Below are 16,705 nucleotides of genomic sequence, written 5' to 3'. Positions count from 1 at the left end.
TCAGGGGCTGACCAGCGCATTACGAATGTTTGCTGGCCGACGCGTACATTTCCAAGCCCCAGCCCGGCCATATGACCTGAGTCGCTTTGATGGCGACATGCTGCCCTTGGTCATGTGGCTGGGCGTTTTTTTATTCTCGTCGCATCTCTCGCGAACGACCCTCTTTCGGATGCAGGCCCCACTTTGGCCAATTTTTCCCTGCCGTTTTGTCATTTCGACAAAGTTGCTTGCCTTCATTTTGAAAATTTGTACACTACTTGGCAGTCCAGGTGGTGAACAGATTTGCACTAAATCCCGCTGAATGAACCATTTGGAGGAATCTGGGCTCTTTTTCAAGTGGTTTGGCATCCCCTTTGCAAGTGCTCTGAGATACCAAAACAACCACCTAGGATTTTCCCTTTTGCAACGGAGTGTAAAAAACCATGTTAGTTCTGACTCGTAAGCAGCAGCAGCAGATCCAGATCGGCGAAGGCGTCACCATCACCATCCTGAAGGTGAAGGGCAACACGGTTCGCATCGGCATCGAAGCCCCTTCGGACGTCAAGATTGTCCGCAGTGAACTGGAACCTGAAGAAGAATCTGCCCCTGCCAAAGAGGCCGAGCCTCAAGCCGCTGCACCACGGATCGATCAGATGGAATCTGTTTCGTTGGGTGGTAAGCCTAAAGGCAACGAGGAATACCGCGTCATCTCGTTTCGCTTGAATCCGGAAGCCGAAGCGAAGAATCAGAATAACTCGCCACGTGCTGCCAGCATGCGAGAGTTCATCGCTGCTCGGGCCGCCAATTCCCTTGGCTAGTCGAAGGATAGCGACTCCCTCGATTTCGTTCTAATTGGGCGACGGGGGAGTCGAATAAATGCTAGGCCTCAAGGTATTTACGGGCTGCGAAGGTGGCAGCGTTTCTACTGGGGCCAGGTGACTTGCCGGCATGATCTCAGGCGTTTGCATCGGAGCGATCGCCGGCTGTTGAAGCGAACTATAGTATTCCTGCCGCAACTGCTGAATATGTTCCCGCAGGATACGTCGAACCTCGAGCACGCTCTCTGGGTTTCGATGGACCGTGTTATGATCCGCGGTCACAATCTTCTCCGAAACAGCCTCGTCTAAATGGGCGCTCTCGTATTTCACGATGCCATCACTGCGCCCCGAGAAATAGCCCAGCCACGTCTCTTGATCAACGACACCGATCACCGTGTGGTATTTGACCCATGGTGCTTTGGGGGCTTCGAGGATCGCCGGCAGCACAGGCGAGTCCGGTGCCAAAGAATCGACGCTGGTGCTGATCTCCAACAAGTCTTTGTTCTTGAAGAAGCCAGGGTTCGCTGCCACTAGGCGATTGCTGCTACCAGTGACAAACGTTGGCAGTTCAATCAGGTTCTTGCCCAACCAACGCGTTGTCGAGTTTGCAAAGTCGCTTCCGCGGTGCGGCGTGCCCATCGTGATGACTCTTCGTACCGATGTGCTTGGATGGAAGAACAGCACGTTCTTGAGTGCTTGCGTGTCTTCTTCGCTGCCATGTAGTTCGCCCGGCGACCGGTCGCTGACCAGATGCCAGAACTCGCTTTGACTTTCGATGGTTTGCATGCGCGAGACCAGTCCCCCCATACTATGCCCGACCAAGACCATCTGATCGAGGGCCAGAGCGGTATGATGTGGGTCGAGTTGCTGGCGTAATCCATCGAGGTCGGAACGGAACTGCGACGCCGAAATCCAGAACGGCTGACCCGTCGGATACATATAGAACCAGAACTGGTAGTTATCGCGGATTTCAGGCTGGGCTCGCAGATCGTTGAACATTTCGAGCCAGGTCATGGGGCTGGACCATAAGCCATGCAGCATCACGACGGGGATCTTTTTGGGATCGTAAGGTTCCAACATGTAGACCCCGCGGCGATCTTGTTGAGCGCCTGGCGTCAACATCCCCAGCGTCGCCAGGTAGGTTTGCGAAACCTTTCCTTGATCGAGCAAATAGGCGAGCGGTGTACTGATGTCCGCTTCCAGTGGAATCGTCTGCCCGTTGATTGCGATCTCAGGTTCTTCCAGAGGGTCGTAGAGCAGGATCTTACAGTAGTGAATGCTCTTCTTCGTTTTCGGATCAATCGTCGGATCTTGTTCGACTTGTAGAAACGCCGTTAGCGCGAACGTGAGATTCGGCGGGAAGTAATCCGAGCCGGGCGCTTCAGGAGGTTGGTCTTTGCATTCAGCAATCAGCGGAACACCCAAGCCATACTGACGATGTTGGTTTTTCAAACCTTCGACTTCGTAGTCGGAAGTGAACTTGAAGTCTTGAAACTTCGTGTCTTTCCAGCGGCCCACGGTATCGAGCGAAACGTGGAACTCTTGGTTTGGCGTTTGGATGCGGTAGGTTTCGCCCTGGCGGAAACGCCCCTGGGCTTTGACCAATCGGAGCGAGCCTTCCAGGGATTTGTTGTAAATGTCACAAGCCTGGCGGAAGCGAGGATCGTAGCCATCCGCACGAACACCATCGCGGCATTCAAACAGGTAATAATAGGCGTGCGAAACGCTGCCGGCGTACATTTCCAGGGCGGTCGCATCGCGGCCAACGGCATCGGCTCGGGCACCGGCGACGTACGAAAGCTCGGCATAGGTGTAAAGGTTCTCGCCGGTAGGCTCTTTCTCGATCACCTTCGAGAGCTTCGTCAATCCTTCTTCGTAGTTGCCATGGGCATATTTATCGAGGTTCAATTGGCGAAGGGTTTGAAGTGTGCGCTTGGTAACCGCCGGCCCATCTTTCGACATCAACTGCAGTGGGCCTGCCAGCGGATTGCTGGGAGTCTTGCGAACACTCGCCCATCTCTGGGTACCGCAACCGCTGACCAGAATCAGCAAGAGAAGCAAAAGGCAGCCGTTAGTTCGAACGAACAAGCGTCCCTGATCGGGTTCAATCATGGTGCGATCTATCGAACGGATCATACGACTGATCTCGACGTTGGTTGTTGTTGGCTCCGGAAACTCGCTGCCAAGAACCCTTGATCCACGCTGGACAGGGCAATAGGCCGGAAGACAATACAAAGATTGAGAAAAGTTCGTCAATGGAAGATCGACTCAAAAACCACCCAGCCGAGCGGAAATTGCGAGGAGATAGCTATCAGCGATCACGAAGTGGAACCGGCCTGGAATCCAGAGTGGAACGTTTGGCCAACCAACAACAACGAAGCCATTCGCGATGCGATCCTCAGCGCGTATGAAGACGGCAGTTGGGGACATTATCACGGCCCCAACGTCGAGAAGCTGGAAGCGACACTCGCCACCTTTCACCAGGTCGATCATGCGTTGACATGTGCTTCAGGCACGATCGCAGTCCAAATTGCGTTGCAAGGATTAAATTTGCCGGCAGGTTCCGAAGTGTTGCTCGCCGCGTACGACTTTCCGGGCAACTTCCGAGCGATCCAGGACGTGGGGCTGTTCCCGGTATTGGTGGATATTGATCCGAAGACTTGGTGTATTGATCCGGGGCAAATTGAAGAAGCGATCAGCGAAAAGAGCTCGGCGATCATCGTCTCTCACCTGCATGGTGGGATCGCCGACATGAAACAGATTGGCGAAATCGCCGATCGCCACGGCTTGGCGATTGTCGAAGATGCCTGCCAGGCGACAGGCGGACGACTGGATGGAAAGCGGCTGGGAAGCCTAGGAGATGTAGGCGTTTTGAGCTTTGGCGGCAGTAAGCTGATCACCGCCGGGCGTGGCGGCGCAATCTTGTCCAACCGGGCCGATTTAATGCAGCGGGCAAAAGTCTTCTGCGAGCGGGGGAATCACGCATTTCCACTGAGCGAACTGCAAGCAGCAGTGCTGTTGCCGCAATGGCAGACTCTCGACGCAGCGAATCAAACGCGTTTGGCGAATATCGAGCGTCTGCGCGCAGCACTACACCGTTTTAATAACTTATTGGAGCCAGTCGCATGGAACGCGTTGGGAGAGCCAGCGTTCTATAAACATGCGTGGATATGCGAATCGACGGAGACTGCTCGGTGGCTGTTCACAAACGCTCAGAGAGACGGAGTTCCCTTGGCAGAGGGATTCCGTGGATTCACTAAACGCCCACCGAGCCAAGCTCGGAAGGTAGGACAGCTCACATATGCGAAGGATGCCAGCGAACGCACGGTCATCCTACATCACCCCGTTCTGTTACGGGACGAAACCGTTGTGGACCGACTGGCAGGTTGGATCTCCGAGAAGCTGGATAGCCAGTTTCCCAGACCGTGAAGCGCGACGGTACTAGCATCACATCAACCCGATGCCGCGGCCAACGAAACGCGGCGTCGGGTGAATTGAATTAGCTTGCCGCGTGGCTATAGTCAATCTGAGCTGCACCCAGCAGACCACTCAAAGCGAGGACGGCCTCACTATGGTCGTCGAGATCGACTTCGACTTCACCGCGAAGAATCCGGACATCTTTCGGAGCTTCCACGCCGATGGTGACTCGGTTGCCTGAAATACGATTGATCACGATTTCGATGTTATCGCCAATCTTGATCGAATCACCGACTTTACGACTCAGAACTAACATGACCTCAACTCCTCCGTGGCGGATTTAAAATTAGATCGTCTTGACCGGGTAATTTGCCGTTTGATGAGGTCTCGACACTCACTGTGCTGAGTCCCTCGATGTTGCAGTCGACTAGTGCAACTCAAGGGCCAGAACTCGGGAAAGCAGACTGGGTTGAGTTGCATGGTTTTGTAAGTTGTTCTTTTGTAGTAGGTTACGGGCAGAGAAAATTCTTTATTTTGGCTCAAGAAAAATCACTGATTTACCGACGCTCTGTCTTAATTTGAGAACGGCCTGTCAAACTGAGATGAAATCAGGATGATGCAACTACCTTAACTGTGGGGTATTTGCCCATCGTTGGCTCTGCAGTGCGGTCCCATTTACGCGAAAACGCGACCATATCTGGTCGATTCAATCCGATTTTCGCTTAAAACCAGTTCCTGCGAGGGGGTGGTGATGGCTGCTTGCAGATGCATCGCCGTGGTGGCGATTGCGAGGTAGCAGTGGGTAAATAATGAGACAACTGGGCAATGGACGCTGCTCTACCAACCCGGTTGTTAAGAAACCAGCGAAAAACAGCCACATACAGGACACTTGCGAAATTGGTGCTATCGATGCCGTCGCGTCACTGCTTTGACGGTATCGTTCTCGCTCGAATGGGGGCCACTACGGATAAAACCCTTCATTCCCTGTCCAATTAGTTGCCGATAAGGTAGATCTCCAGTACCATCGTAGAGGGTCCCTCTGAGGGACTGGTTGTGTTTACTGCTTTGTCGTGTACTTTCGCCCAATCGACCTCGAATGCCCCACAGAAAATGGATCTGCGCAGTGGTCGTGCGAAGGACTGCGTTTGGAATGGAGTTCTGGCTGAAGACCGATCCGCAGTCTGCTCGCTGGGGCTTCCCGACATTCGCGATGCCTGCGGTGGAGATGCCGGAAACACTACTGGGCCATATCGAAAACCATTGGAATCTGCGGGTACGTCCGTTAGCATCAGGGCCGGTGGCAACACTTCGCCGCTCTCGAAATGAAGAGCCTGGCATCCTGCGAGCCCATGCTTTTCAGTACGTTGGTCCGGTGACCACACGTCCTCCGGCCAACGACTTTCGGTCTCGCTGGTGCCTTCTGGAAGAGGCTCAGCGTCGCATTCGCCGAAAGCCCCTCCAACGGATTGTTCACGATGTGCATCGCGACTTCAACGACGATCTCCCGCTTTTTGACGGGGTGTAGCTTCTTTCTCCTCGTTTTCGGTCTCTCAAGCTTGGCTCTGGGCCAAGAAGACTCCGAAGAGAAGTTTACGCAGTTCAGCTCTCAGCTTCAAAAGGCTTGGGCTCAATCGGATAGTGCTGGGGCGGTGAAGGCCCTGGACAGCATGATCGAGCTTCGTCCTGAAATCCCGCGACTCTATTACTTACGGGGCGTGGCAAACTTCGAGGTGAGAAACTTCCGCCAATCGGTGGCCGACTTCGACCAGCTCATTAAACTCGAACCACGCCGCAGCGATGAACTTTGGGAACGTGGCATCTCGTGCTACTTCGCCGGCGACTACGAAGCAGGGGCAAAGCAGTTTCTCGATTACCAGAACTACCACGATCAGGACGTCGAGAACTCGGTCTGGCGATATCTTTGTCTGGCTAAGTCGAAAGGTGTCGCCACTGCCCGCGAGACCTTGTTGCCGATCGAACGCGATTCGCGACCAGGCTTGATGGAAGTGTTGGAACTGTATCGCGGCAAATTGACACCACAGCAACTGTTGGAAAAGATGCAGCAGACGGAACTCAATGGCGAGGCCGAGGCAGGCTATCGTTTCTACACGCTCCTTTACGTGGGGCTGTATTACCTGGCGGAAGACGACAAGGCCAAGGCAGCCGACTACCTGGCTCAGGCCGGCGATAAGAAACTGCTGGAAGCAGGCTCAAGCCGCATCAGCGAATACATGTGGAATACGGCTCGTATCGCCCACGCGGAAGTCATCAAGAAGGCCGCGCCGGCGGAGCCCGCCGCAAAGTAGCTTTCTCTCTGCGGACCTGTTAAGTTTGGTCGGTACCTCGCCTCCTCCTCCCCTGCCCCTCTCCGTGGAAAGGCTTTCTGTAATGCGCTGGTCTTCGTTCTTGCTGTTGTTGGTTCTGCTCGGGTTGCCTGCGTCGGTTTGGGCAGACGACCGCCCGAACGTTCTGGTGATCTTATGCGACGACTTGGGGTACGGCGATCTGGAGTGCTTCGGTCACCCATCGATCAAAACGCCGCATCTCAATCAGCTGGCGGCCGAAGGCGTTCGACTGACGTCGTGCTACAGCGCGGCCCCGGTGTGCTCGCCATCGCGGGCAGGATTGATTACTGGTCAAACACCCACGCAGCTTGGCATCTACGATTGGATTCCGGCAGGCTCGCCGATGCATGTCCAGAAGCAGGAAGCAACGGTGGCAAAGCTGCTGAAGGATGCTGGCTATCAGACCGGCTTGTTTGGCAAATGGCACTGTAACGGCAAGTTCAATTCGCCGGATCAGCCGCAGCCTGGCGACATGGGGTTCGACTATTGGTTCGCGACGCAGAATAACGCGGCACCCACGCACGAAAACCCAAACAACTTCGTTCGCAATGGTAAAGAAGTCGGCCCGACCGCAGGGTATTCGTGTCAGGTCGTGGCCGGTGAAGCGAGCAAGTGGCTCGAACAACGCGACCCTGCCAAGCCGTTCTTCGCACTGGTCACCTTTCACGAGCCGCATGAACCGATCGCCTCGCCAGCCGCGCTGGTCGAAACCTATCCTGACGCGGATAAGAAGGGAGAAGCGTTGTACTATGCCAACGTCACCAACATGGATCGCGCGGTCGGCAGTTTGATGGAAACGCTCAAGCGACTGAAGCTGCAGGACAACACGCTGGTGCTGTTCACCAGCGACAACGGCCCGGAAACGCTCGATCGTTATCCCAACGCATGGCGGTCGCATGGTTCGTCGGGCCCACTGCGTGGCATGAAGCTGCACATCTATGAAGGTGGGATTCGCGTGCCCGGGATCGCTCGATTTCCTGGGCATGTGCCGGCCGGGATCGAATCGGATCAGCCGGTCTGCTCGCTCGATATTCTGCCGACCTGCTGCGAACTGGCAGGTGTCGAATTAAACGACACGTCGAAGCTCGATGGGACGAGCCTGGTGGGCATGTTCGAGGGGAAGACAATTCAGCGTGAAAAGCCGCTGTTCTGGCATTACTACCGAGCGTACGGCGATGGCAAAGTGGCCGTTCGCGATGGCGACTGGAAGCTGGTTGCCCTGTGGGATCAAGGCGAGGTGAAGCCTGGTGCGGCTTACAAAAAGGGAGACTATCCACTGATTGCCGGGGCAAAGTTCACGAAGTTCGAGCTTTACAACGTGACCGAAGATATCGGCGAGAAAGAGAATGTCGCCTCACAGCAACCACAAGTGGTCGCTCGGCTGAGGAAGGCTTTGCTCGACAAGTACGCCACGGCCACGGCTAACGCTCCGGATTGGTTTTCCGAAGCGAAGTGACCGCGCTGGTGGTCGATTAATAGACCGGACCCTGAGGGGCACCGAGACGGCCGTAGCCGCCAGGACCGTTCCTGCCTGGTGGCAAGTTGGGATTGATGGGGCCACCAAAGTTGTTCTGGAAAACAGGTCCCAGACCGCCATACGGCTGTCCCCACAGTTGATAGGGCACCGAGTAAGGACGGTAAGGTCGTTCCCATTCGCCATACGGACGAACCGGACGTCCCCATTCTTCGACGATATGCAATTGGTCGAGACTTCCGTCAAAGCCACGAATGGTCGAGCGGCGATGATGATAGCCCGACTTCAGGTACGACGGGTTTTCCTGAACATAGGCTGGTTGAGGCTGCGTGTATTGGACGGCCCGTTGACCCGTTTCCGGATCGTGGCTGTAAAAGCTGGGGGCCAGAAGCCAATCGTTAGCCGTTGCCGGGGAGGCGACCAGCGCGCCAAGCCCTACGGACACTACTCCGAGGAGAATCACTTTTCGTACAAACATAGCAATGTCGATCAGTCAGACGCAGCCACACAGGTCCCTTGTGCGGCGGATGCGCAATTCGACGCCGGCGTCATGTGCCGGAATTTAAATTGAAAAGTGAATCGGGGTACTTCTACCCTAGTCAGAGACGCGAAGATTCCAAGGCTTCATTTCATCAATTTGCGCACGTTCGGTCATATCAAAGTGCAGTGGTGATAAGGTCAAAAAGCCTTTTTCGAGCGCCGAGAGGTCGGTTTCTTCTTCGCCATGTTCCGGCGGGGGATCGCCGGTAGCCCAGTAATAGTCACGGTTTCGGGGATCTTTCCGTTTGACAAAGTGCTCCCCATAACGAGCCACGCCCATCGGGACCACTTTCAACTCAGCCTCCCCTGGGGGTAGCTCTGTGGCGGTGGTCGGAATGTTCAGGTTATACAGCCTGGGAGCACTCGTTTTGCGCTCAAGAATTTGCGAGATGACCTGTCGCGCCATCGCCGCGGCTCGATCAAAGCGGGCATGTTCGTTCCATTCCAGCGAGACCGCGATGCTGGTGATTCCAAAGAATGCCCCTTCAATCGCAGCGGCGACCGTGCCGGAATATAGAACGTTGATCCCGGCGTTCAGGCCACCATTGATGCCGCTGACGATCAGGTCGGGGCGTTCGTCCAGCAGTTCGACCACGCCCAGTTTGACGCAGTCGGCCGGGCTCCCTTCCACGGCGAATCCGCGCCGGCGATCCCCATCGTAAACCGCTTTGCAGACCAGCGGGCTGAGGAAGGTAATCGAGTGACCCACGCCACTTTGTTCGGTTGCCGGAGCAATCACGGTCACGTCGCCCAGCTCTCGCAGGGCCTTTTCCATCGCTGCGAGCCCAGGAGCGTAAATGCCATCGTCGTTAGCCAGCAAGATTTTCATCGTGGTTCCACCTCGGGTTTTTCTTCCATCTTACGGCAATTCCAACGTCCGTAAACGAGGCGTCCGAAGGCTTAACCGTGACGGGACGTCTAGGGGGAGGATTGCTGTCCACGGTATGATTCTGCCAGAGTTCGGCGGATCCTATTGTTTCTTTTCGTGACGAGAAGCGGAAATGACCAGGCGAAAACATGCGGCGAGTCCCTGTTCTTTTTGTTCCCAGATGAAGCCCTGTGCCGAGATGGTGCCTGGCGATTCGCTTCGCGATGTGATCGTCCAAGAGATCCAGGCGGCTCGCCCCGATTGGAGCACCGAGGGATCGATCTGCCTTGAGTGTCTTAACCGCTTCCGAACGGAATACTTCCATCACCTGCTGGAACAGGAAAAGGGGGAACTTTCCGTGTTGGAACTGCAGGTTCTTGATGCCATGCGCGAGCAAGAGTCGATCGCGGCAAACGTTAACGAGACGTTTGAAGGTCAGCTAACCACGCCTGAGAAACTATCCGACTGGTTGGCCAGCTTCGGAGGCAGTTGGAGCTTTCTGACCTTGTTCATGGCGACCACGGCAATCTGGATGATGATCAATAGCCATTGGCTGCAGTCGCAGCCGTTCGATCCTTACCCATTCATCTTGCTGAACCTGGTCCTTTCCTGCTTGGCGGCGATCCAGGCCCCGGTCATTTTGATGAGCCAGAAACGCCAGGAATCGAAAGATCGAATGCGGTCGGAATACGACTTTCAAGTGAACTTTCGGGCCGAGCTCGAGATCCGCTTGCTGCATGCCAAGCTCGACCAATTGCTGTCGCATCAATGGCAACGCCTGCTCGAGATTCAGCAGGTGCAAATGGAAATGATGGAGCAATTGACCAGCCAACAAAAAAGCCCGCGTGAATAGCAACATGGAAGCGAGATTCGCTTCACGACGCGCAACGTCACGCAGGCTTGATAAATGTTCGATGGTTGCCGGGAAGTCTAGATCGTGTTCTCTTCCGCCAGGGCTTCCTGGAAGGCTCGGACCTTCTCGCCTTTTTCTTCCGGGTCGTCACCCATGTTACGAATCCGTTCCAGCAGCTTGCTCAGTTCTTCTTTTCGCGAAGCATCGTCGGTCTTGGCAATCGCTTCTTCCAGGACCTCGATACAGGCGTTTTTCCAGACCGGGGTCGCGCTCCGGTAAACAAGCATGTTGTCGATATCGAGCATCCGCTGCGCGATGACTTTGCCTGCCTCGACGTCGTCCATCATCGAAGCGAAGTTCAAGGCGTTCCGCAGCAATTTCTTATCGTCGGAGGTCTTCGAGATGAGGACGAAGCCTCGCAGAACCCGGTCCGGATCGAAACGGCATTCCGTTACCAGCCCGGGATAGGAAACGAAGCGAGCCACATGGCGAGCAATATGAGCGTACAACATGTCGCCGTCGTCCCCTCCGACCTTGTCGGCGGCTGTTTTAGCCAGGTTACGCGTATCGGCCGGACGACCTCCCCAGCGAGGAAGCCGGGCCACCCCTTCTTCGGCAAAGGTGCGGTGGTACATCGGATATTCGGCCACCGACTTGCGCAGTAGCGGATTGATGTCCTCGTATTCCCACTGCAAATCGCGGCCCGTCATGATCAAACAGGTGTAGCCTTCCGCCGGAATCTTTTCCTGGTTGAGCATCGGTTCCAGGACTTCCCACGACTTGACGATTTCTTCTCGGTAGACCTTCCAGCCTTCTTCGGTCACGGTGTTCGCGAAGCCACCTCCGCGTGCGTCGTAAGCGGCGCAGCGGTGATGGTAGAACAAGCCAAGTCGCACCATGTTGCAGTTATCGGGATGGTTCTCGATCCACTCGCGATACCATTGATTGCGAACGTCGAGTTCGACACCTTCCGGCACGTAGTGGGCGATTCGCGAAACCAGGAAGCTGCCGGGCGTCTCATGCTCGACTTCACGGAAGTGGTCGATCTTGCCATCCCACATCCGCCCCAGTTCTTCTAACGCATCGAAGCGTTTGGCATCGATTAAACGTTCGATCGCATCCCGAACTGCATAGTCCGTATCGAGCCAGTTCCCTTCGATTTTCGAGATCAAAAGGCTTTGGCGGTCCTGGCTGAGACCTGCCAGGCATTGGTGGTCCGGGTAGGTATAGGTAACCGAATGCACGAACTCGGACGGGACCTTGATCAAGGCGACGCGGTAGCTCGGGTCGTTGTAGCGATAAACTTCGACATAGTGGCGACCAGACATCGACATATGCCGTCCGTCGGTCGAGAGGGCGGCTCGGCCACAGCCATATTCCGACTCCACATGAACTCCGGTAAACGTGCCGGCCCTTTTGCCGGTGTTGAAGTGCCCGAAAATCGCTTTGACCCCCAAGGTCCAGCAATAGCCACCTTCGTTCGCGTCGACGGCGTAATGTTCCGGAAGGACGATCAGGTCTTCCATGATCTTTTCGCCCGTGAAGAACCAATGCTTCGTCTCCCCATCGATTCCTTGAACTCGTTTCCACCAGGTGTTGTGCGGCCCCATCGCCATTGCGATATGCCGGGTCTTGAATTCGATTTCGCTCTTATGAACTTCGGTGGCGTCTTCCAGCGGGGTCGTTATTGCAGAGTTACCCCGGATGTCGACCATGTAGATTTGCTTGCCATCGATTGAAAATCCCATCTGGGAGGTTGTCTCTGGCAAGACTGCATGGGTGTGCAACACTTTGCCCGAATGGCTGTCGACAACGTCGATTTGATTGGTGTACTGATGAACCAGAATGAGCTTCCCGTCGGGAGAAACCGTATACTCACAACCGCCACGACGAAGGTCTTTTCTGAGCGGATACTGGTGAATCCGCTTCCCCGTTTCCATGTCGTAAACGTGGGCGTTGGGACCGGTATCGGTCGCCACAAGCGTCTTCATGTCACGCGAGAAATGGAACTTCTGCATCTTGGTGTCTTCGATTTGCAGGTCGAAGACCGTTGGCGACGGGAATTGGGCGTTGGGTCCTCGCCGAGTCAACGCATCGATCTCGGCCGCCAATTGCTGTGCGGAAGGCTGCGGATCGTCGGCCTTGCAGATGGACTGACCGGCCGTGAGAGAAAGGGAGACGAACAGAGCAAAGAGGAAGAGCGTGGATCGCATCGGTGAAATATCTCGGCTGGACGAACGGGGGGAATTCGATAGCTCGCTAAGAGAATCTCCAGTTTACCGAGACCCAGTCCGAATGGGAGAAGCAAAACCACCTATTTGGTGTTTTGCACCATGTGACGATTGAGATTGCGCAATTGGTATCGGTTGTCCGTTAAGAACAGCCATCGATCTGGTGTGAGATTGTGCGGACTGAGCATTAATTGATCGCCACATCGCGAAACCGTTGGCCTTCGAGGGGCTCGGCAGGGCTGCGAAAGATCGGGGAACAGGCGTATGTGGTCACCGCGAAGCCGCGGATCCGCTGAAAAGCCTGGGAATCCCGCGAGTTCCCCGTTTGCGAGAGGCTTGCCGGTTGGAACCAGTGAAAAGTCGCGATATAATCGCCCGTTTCCACTTCCCGCCCTATTGCTCGGCGGGATTTTTCATTTCCCGAGCCTGCTTTCACGGCTCGACGATCACGGACGGAAACTATGCCTGATACCGCCTCCGTCAGCTCCCCTGGTATGACCGACATCTATTCGGAACGAGTTCTCGTTCTCGACTTTGGGTCGCAATATGCCCAACTGATCGCTCGCCGGGTTCGAGAGCAGAACGTTTACTGCGAAATCGTCCGACACGACATCACGGCAGAACGCATCCGAGAGTTGGCTCCGCAGGGAATCATCCTATCTGGTGGTCCTTCCAGCGTTTACGAGCCAGACGCACCGAAATGCGACCCATCGATCTTCGATCTCGACATTCCGATCCTGGGCATTTGCTACGGCATGCAGTTGATGTGCGAGCGTTTTGGCGGGAATGTTCGCAACGCATCGGCTCGGGAATATGGACACGCTCATATCCGTATCAGCGATCCAACCGACCTGTTGGCCGGCTTGCCGGACGAAACCGACGTCTGGATGAGCCACGGCGACCAGGTCGAGCAAATCAGCGGGCTGTTCCGCCCGTTGGCTTCGACGCGTACCTGTCCGGTGGCGGCGATGCGTCACGTCGATCGGAAGCAGTTCGGCATTCAATTTCATCCTGAAGTCACGCATACGCCGCTGGGTAGCCAGATCCTGCGAAACTTCGTGATCTCGATCTGCGGCTGCGAAGGTACGTGGAAACTGGGTGACTTCGCTCGCGAGACGATCGCCCGTATCCGGGAAGAAGTGGGCGATGCTCGCGTGATTTGTGGCCTTTCCGGCGGTGTCGATTCGTCGGTGGTTGCCGCCCTGCTCTACCGCGCGATCGGCGATCAGTTGTCCTGCATCCTGGTCGACAACGGCCTGCTCCGAAAAGACGAAGAAGCCGCGGTGATTGCCGAGTTTTCGTCGCACTTCAAAACCGACTTGCACGTGGTGAATGCCCGCGAACGCTTCCTGGAGAAGCTGAAGGGGGTTTCGGACCCGCAAGAGAAACGGAAGCGAATCGGGTACGAATTCATCGAGTGTTTCAAGGAAGAGGCGACCAAGATCAAGGACGCCAAGTTCCTCGCCCAGGGAACGCTCTATCCTGACGTGATTGAAAGTGGTGCCGCGGTCGATGGCCCTGCGGCCGTGATCAAACTGCATCACAACGTGGGTGGTTTGCCGGCCGAACTTGGATTCGACCTGGTCGAACCGCTGCGTGACTTGTTCAAAGACGAAGTCCGTAAGTTGGGTATTGAACTGGGGCTGCCCGAAGACATTGTCTGGCGACATCCATTCCCAGGTCCAGGTCTGGCTGTTCGCTGCTTGGGCGAAGTCAGCGAAGACAAGCTGGCCGTCCTGCGAGAAGCAGACGCCATCGTCGTCAACGAAATCAAGTCGGCTGGTCTGTATCGATCGACCTCGCAGTGCTTCGCCGTGCTGCTGCCGGTTCAGAGCGTGGGTGTGATGGGCGATGCCCGAACCTACGACAATGCGGTCTGTGTCCGCTGTGTTGACACCGACGACTTCATGACCGCGACGTGGAGCGATCTCCCTTACGAAGTGCTCGCTCGAATTTCGACCCGTATCATCAACGAGGTGAAAGGGGTCAATCGCGTCTGTTACGACATCAGCACAAAACCACCGGCAACGATCGAGTGGGAATAAAAGAGAAAGCCTCGGCGATACGCGGCTGACCGCTGCCTTAGGGCTGCCGGTCAGCGGGATGAGGCAATAAAAAAAGCGTGGCTAGGGGGACTAGCCACGCTGTTGATCGGGATGGTGCGAGAAGAATTCAGTTTTTGGCGGGGCGAGGAATGGGGATGGGAATCCTCGAAACCAAATTCATTCGTACCGACAAGAGATGAGATTAGTAAGGGTTGGAGTGTGCTTCCAACACTTCGGATCGTACCAGAGAATCGCATGCTTGCAACCATAAAATCCGCCTGACGGAAGGATTTTTTCCGACAGGAAATGGTTTGCGGGGCCCATTCTTGCATAGGGTGGTAGCGTTTCTTAACTGTACGCAATGGCGCAAGGACTAGAAGTGTTCCCCTAAACAGGGATTTGGTAATGGCTATAAGCAAGAATTTTATCTTCCAGATGGAGCGACTGACCAAGAAGATTGGTCCTCGCGAGGTATTAAAGGAAGTTTACCTAGCCTTCTATCCGGGCGCAAAAATTGGCGTTCTGGGCCGAAATGGAGCAGGTAAAAGTACCTTGCTCAAGATTATGGCCGGAATCGACAAGGAATTTGACGGAGAAGCCCGTCTTAGTAACGGATTTACGGTGGGCTATCTTCCTCAGGAACCGCAGCTCAACCCGGATAAGAACGTTCTGGAGAACGTCGAGGAAGCCGTGGCCGAGCGTCGCGGGCTGCTGACTCGCTTCAACGAGATCTCCGGCAAGCTGGGCGAAGATCTGCCAGAAGACGAGATGAACGCCCTCTACGAAGAGATGGCGACGCTGCAAGACAAGATTGAAGCGACCAACAGTTGGGAACTCGACCGCGAGATCGAGATCGCGATGGCCGCAATGAACCTGCCGGATGCCGAATCGGGTGTGACGAACCTCTCTGGTGGTGAACGTCGCCGCGTGGCTCTCTGCCAGTTGCTGCTGAAGAAGCCTGACCTGCTGCTGTTGGACGAACCGACGAACCACTTGGACGCCGAATCGATTCTGTGGCTGGAACATCACCTGGCTCAGTACGCCGGCACAATCGTCGCCGTGACCCACGATCGTTACTTCCTGGATAACGTCGCCGGCTGGATTCTGGAACTCGACCGAGGCAAGGGGATTCCATTCGAAGGCAACTACTCGTCGTGGCTCGAGCAGAAGCAGAAGCGTCTGGCCGTGGAAGAGAAGCAAAGCGAAGCCCGCCAGAAGACCCTCCAGCGCGAACTGGAATGGATTCGCTCGTCTGCCAAGGCGAAGCAGTCCAAAGGTAAGGCTCGTGTGAACGCCTACGAAAAGTTGGTCGCCGAACAATACGACGATCAGCCAGATGAATTCGAAATCCAGATCCCTCCCGGCAAGCGCCTGGGCGACCTGGTGATCGATGTCCAGAACGTCAACAAAGGTTATGGCGATCGTCTACTGGTCGAGAACCTCAACTTCCGTTTGCCGGCTGGTGGTATCGTGGGCATCATCGGACCGAACGGTGCCGGTAAGACCACCTTGTTCCGCATGCTGACCGGTCAAGAGTCGCCAGACTCGGGCAAGATCGTGATGGGCGAAACGGTCGAATTGGGTTACGTCGATCAGTCGCGCGATGCATTGGATCCGGAGAAGACGGTCTTCCAAGAGATCAGTGGCGGTCACGACTTGATCGAACTGGGCAAGCGAAAGGTCAATGCCCGCTCGTACGTTTCACGCTTCAATTTCAAAGGCCCAGACCAAGAGAAGAAAGTCGGCGTGCTTTCCGGTGGTGAACGCAACCGAGTTCACCTGGCAACGCTGCTGCGTCGTGGGTCGAACGTGTTGCTGTTGGACGAACCGACGAACGACTTGGACGTCGACACGCTTCGTGCCCTGGAAGAAGCGATTCTGAACTATGTTGGTTGTGTGGTCGTAACAAGCCACGACCGTTGGTTCCTCGATCGAATCGCCACGCATATTCTGGCGTTTGAAGGGGACGGCTACGTGCACTGGTGCGAAGGAAACTTCGACGCGTACGAACGACAACGGAAGGAACGTCTGGGCGTTAGCGCGGATGAACCGCATCGTTTCAAGTACAAGAGACTGGCTCGCTAGCGGCTTGGTCCTTGACCTGTATGCGAAATACGTTATTAACTAAACGAAGA

At 55.5% G+C, this 16,705-nt stretch carries 13 protein-coding genes; 8 read left to right on the top strand and 5 right to left on the bottom strand.

Annotated elements, in window-relative coordinates:
* Positions 1-422: 422 nt before the first annotated feature.
* Positions 423-797: a carbon storage regulator gene (locus tag AB1L30_RS14645; RefSeq protein ID WP_367014179.1), complete on the top strand. Its 375-nt coding sequence runs from the start codon at positions 423-425 to the stop codon at positions 795-797.
* 30 nt (positions 798-827) lie between these two features.
* On the opposite strand, the gene AB1L30_RS14640 is transcribed toward AB1L30_RS14645, so the two are convergent.
* The gene (locus tag AB1L30_RS14640; RefSeq protein ID WP_367014178.1) at positions 828-2,909 is read right to left on the bottom strand and encodes a hypothetical protein; all 2,082 of its coding nucleotides are present in this window, start codon (positions 2,907-2,909) and stop codon (positions 828-830) included.
* Positions 2,910-3,122: 213 nt separating this feature from the next.
* On the opposite strand from AB1L30_RS14640, the gene AB1L30_RS14635 reads away from it, so the two are divergent.
* Positions 3,123-4,226 carry an aminotransferase class V-fold PLP-dependent enzyme gene (locus AB1L30_RS14635; RefSeq protein ID WP_367014177.1) on the top strand — a complete coding sequence of 368 codons (1,104 nt, stop codon included), beginning with the start codon at positions 3,123-3,125 and terminating at the stop codon, positions 4,224-4,226.
* 70 nt (positions 4,227-4,296) lie between these two features.
* On the opposite strand, the gene AB1L30_RS14630 is transcribed toward AB1L30_RS14635, so the two are convergent.
* On the bottom strand, positions 4,297-4,530 hold the full coding sequence (locus AB1L30_RS14630; RefSeq protein ID WP_367014176.1) for a carbon storage regulator: 234 nt from the start codon (positions 4,528-4,530) through the stop codon (positions 4,297-4,299).
* An 834-nt stretch (positions 4,531-5,364) separates the two neighbouring features.
* Here AB1L30_RS14630 and AB1L30_RS14625 point away from each other — a divergent pair.
* The 3 genes from AB1L30_RS14625 to AB1L30_RS14615 all read left to right on the top strand — a co-directional run bounded on the left by AB1L30_RS14625 (position 5,365) and on the right by AB1L30_RS14615 (position 8,015).
* Complete coding sequence (locus AB1L30_RS14625) at positions 5,365-5,739, top strand: hypothetical protein (protein ID WP_367014175.1); 375 nt, start codon at positions 5,365-5,367, stop codon at positions 5,737-5,739.
* A gap of 31 nt (positions 5,740-5,770) precedes the next feature.
* The gene (locus tag AB1L30_RS14620; protein WP_367014174.1) at positions 5,771-6,520 is read left to right on the top strand and encodes a hypothetical protein; all 750 of its coding nucleotides are present in this window, start codon (positions 5,771-5,773) and stop codon (positions 6,518-6,520) included.
* Positions 6,521-6,602: 82 nt separating this feature from the next.
* A complete protein-coding gene (locus AB1L30_RS14615; RefSeq protein WP_367014173.1) occupies positions 6,603-8,015 on the top strand; it encodes a sulfatase-like hydrolase/transferase in 1,413 nt (470 codons plus the stop codon).
* Positions 8,016-8,031: 16 nt separating this feature from the next.
* Here AB1L30_RS14615 and AB1L30_RS14610 read toward each other — a convergent pair whose 3' ends face one another.
* Positions 8,032-8,478 carry a hypothetical protein gene (locus AB1L30_RS14610; RefSeq protein WP_367014172.1) on the bottom strand — a complete coding sequence of 149 codons (447 nt, stop codon included), beginning with the start codon at positions 8,476-8,478 and terminating at the stop codon, positions 8,032-8,034.
* Between the two features lie 150 nt (positions 8,479-8,628).
* Positions 8,629-9,402, bottom strand: coding sequence for a 5'/3'-nucleotidase SurE (gene surE, locus AB1L30_RS14605; protein ID WP_367014171.1), 774 nt, complete (start codon positions 9,400-9,402; stop codon positions 8,629-8,631).
* 220 nt (positions 9,403-9,622) lie between these two features.
* On the opposite strand from surE, the gene AB1L30_RS14600 reads away from it, so the two are divergent.
* Positions 9,623-10,294, top strand: coding sequence for a DUF1003 domain-containing protein (locus AB1L30_RS14600; protein WP_367014170.1), 672 nt, complete (start codon positions 9,623-9,625; stop codon positions 10,292-10,294).
* A 77-nt stretch (positions 10,295-10,371) separates the two neighbouring features.
* On the opposite strand, the gene AB1L30_RS14595 is transcribed toward AB1L30_RS14600, so the two are convergent.
* Positions 10,372-12,507 (bottom strand): hypothetical protein, encoded by a 2,136-nt coding sequence (locus AB1L30_RS14595; protein ID WP_367014169.1) that lies wholly within the window; start codon positions 12,505-12,507, stop codon positions 10,372-10,374.
* A 512-nt stretch (positions 12,508-13,019) separates the two neighbouring features.
* Here AB1L30_RS14595 and guaA point away from each other — a divergent pair.
* Positions 13,020-14,570, top strand: coding sequence for a glutamine-hydrolyzing GMP synthase (gene guaA, locus AB1L30_RS14590; protein ID WP_367014808.1), 1,551 nt, complete (start codon positions 13,020-13,022; stop codon positions 14,568-14,570).
* A gap of 405 nt (positions 14,571-14,975) precedes the next feature.
* Complete coding sequence (ettA, locus tag AB1L30_RS14585; RefSeq protein WP_367014168.1) at positions 14,976-16,655, top strand: energy-dependent translational throttle protein EttA; 1,680 nt, start codon at positions 14,976-14,978, stop codon at positions 16,653-16,655.
* Positions 16,656-16,705: the final 50 nt, after the last annotated feature.

It is taken from the genome of Bremerella sp. JC817, assembly GCF_040718835.1.
In the GTDB taxonomy this organism is placed as follows: Bacteria; Planctomycetota; Planctomycetia; order Pirellulales; family Pirellulaceae; genus Bremerella.
This window is presented reverse-complemented; position numbering and strand designations above follow the sequence as displayed.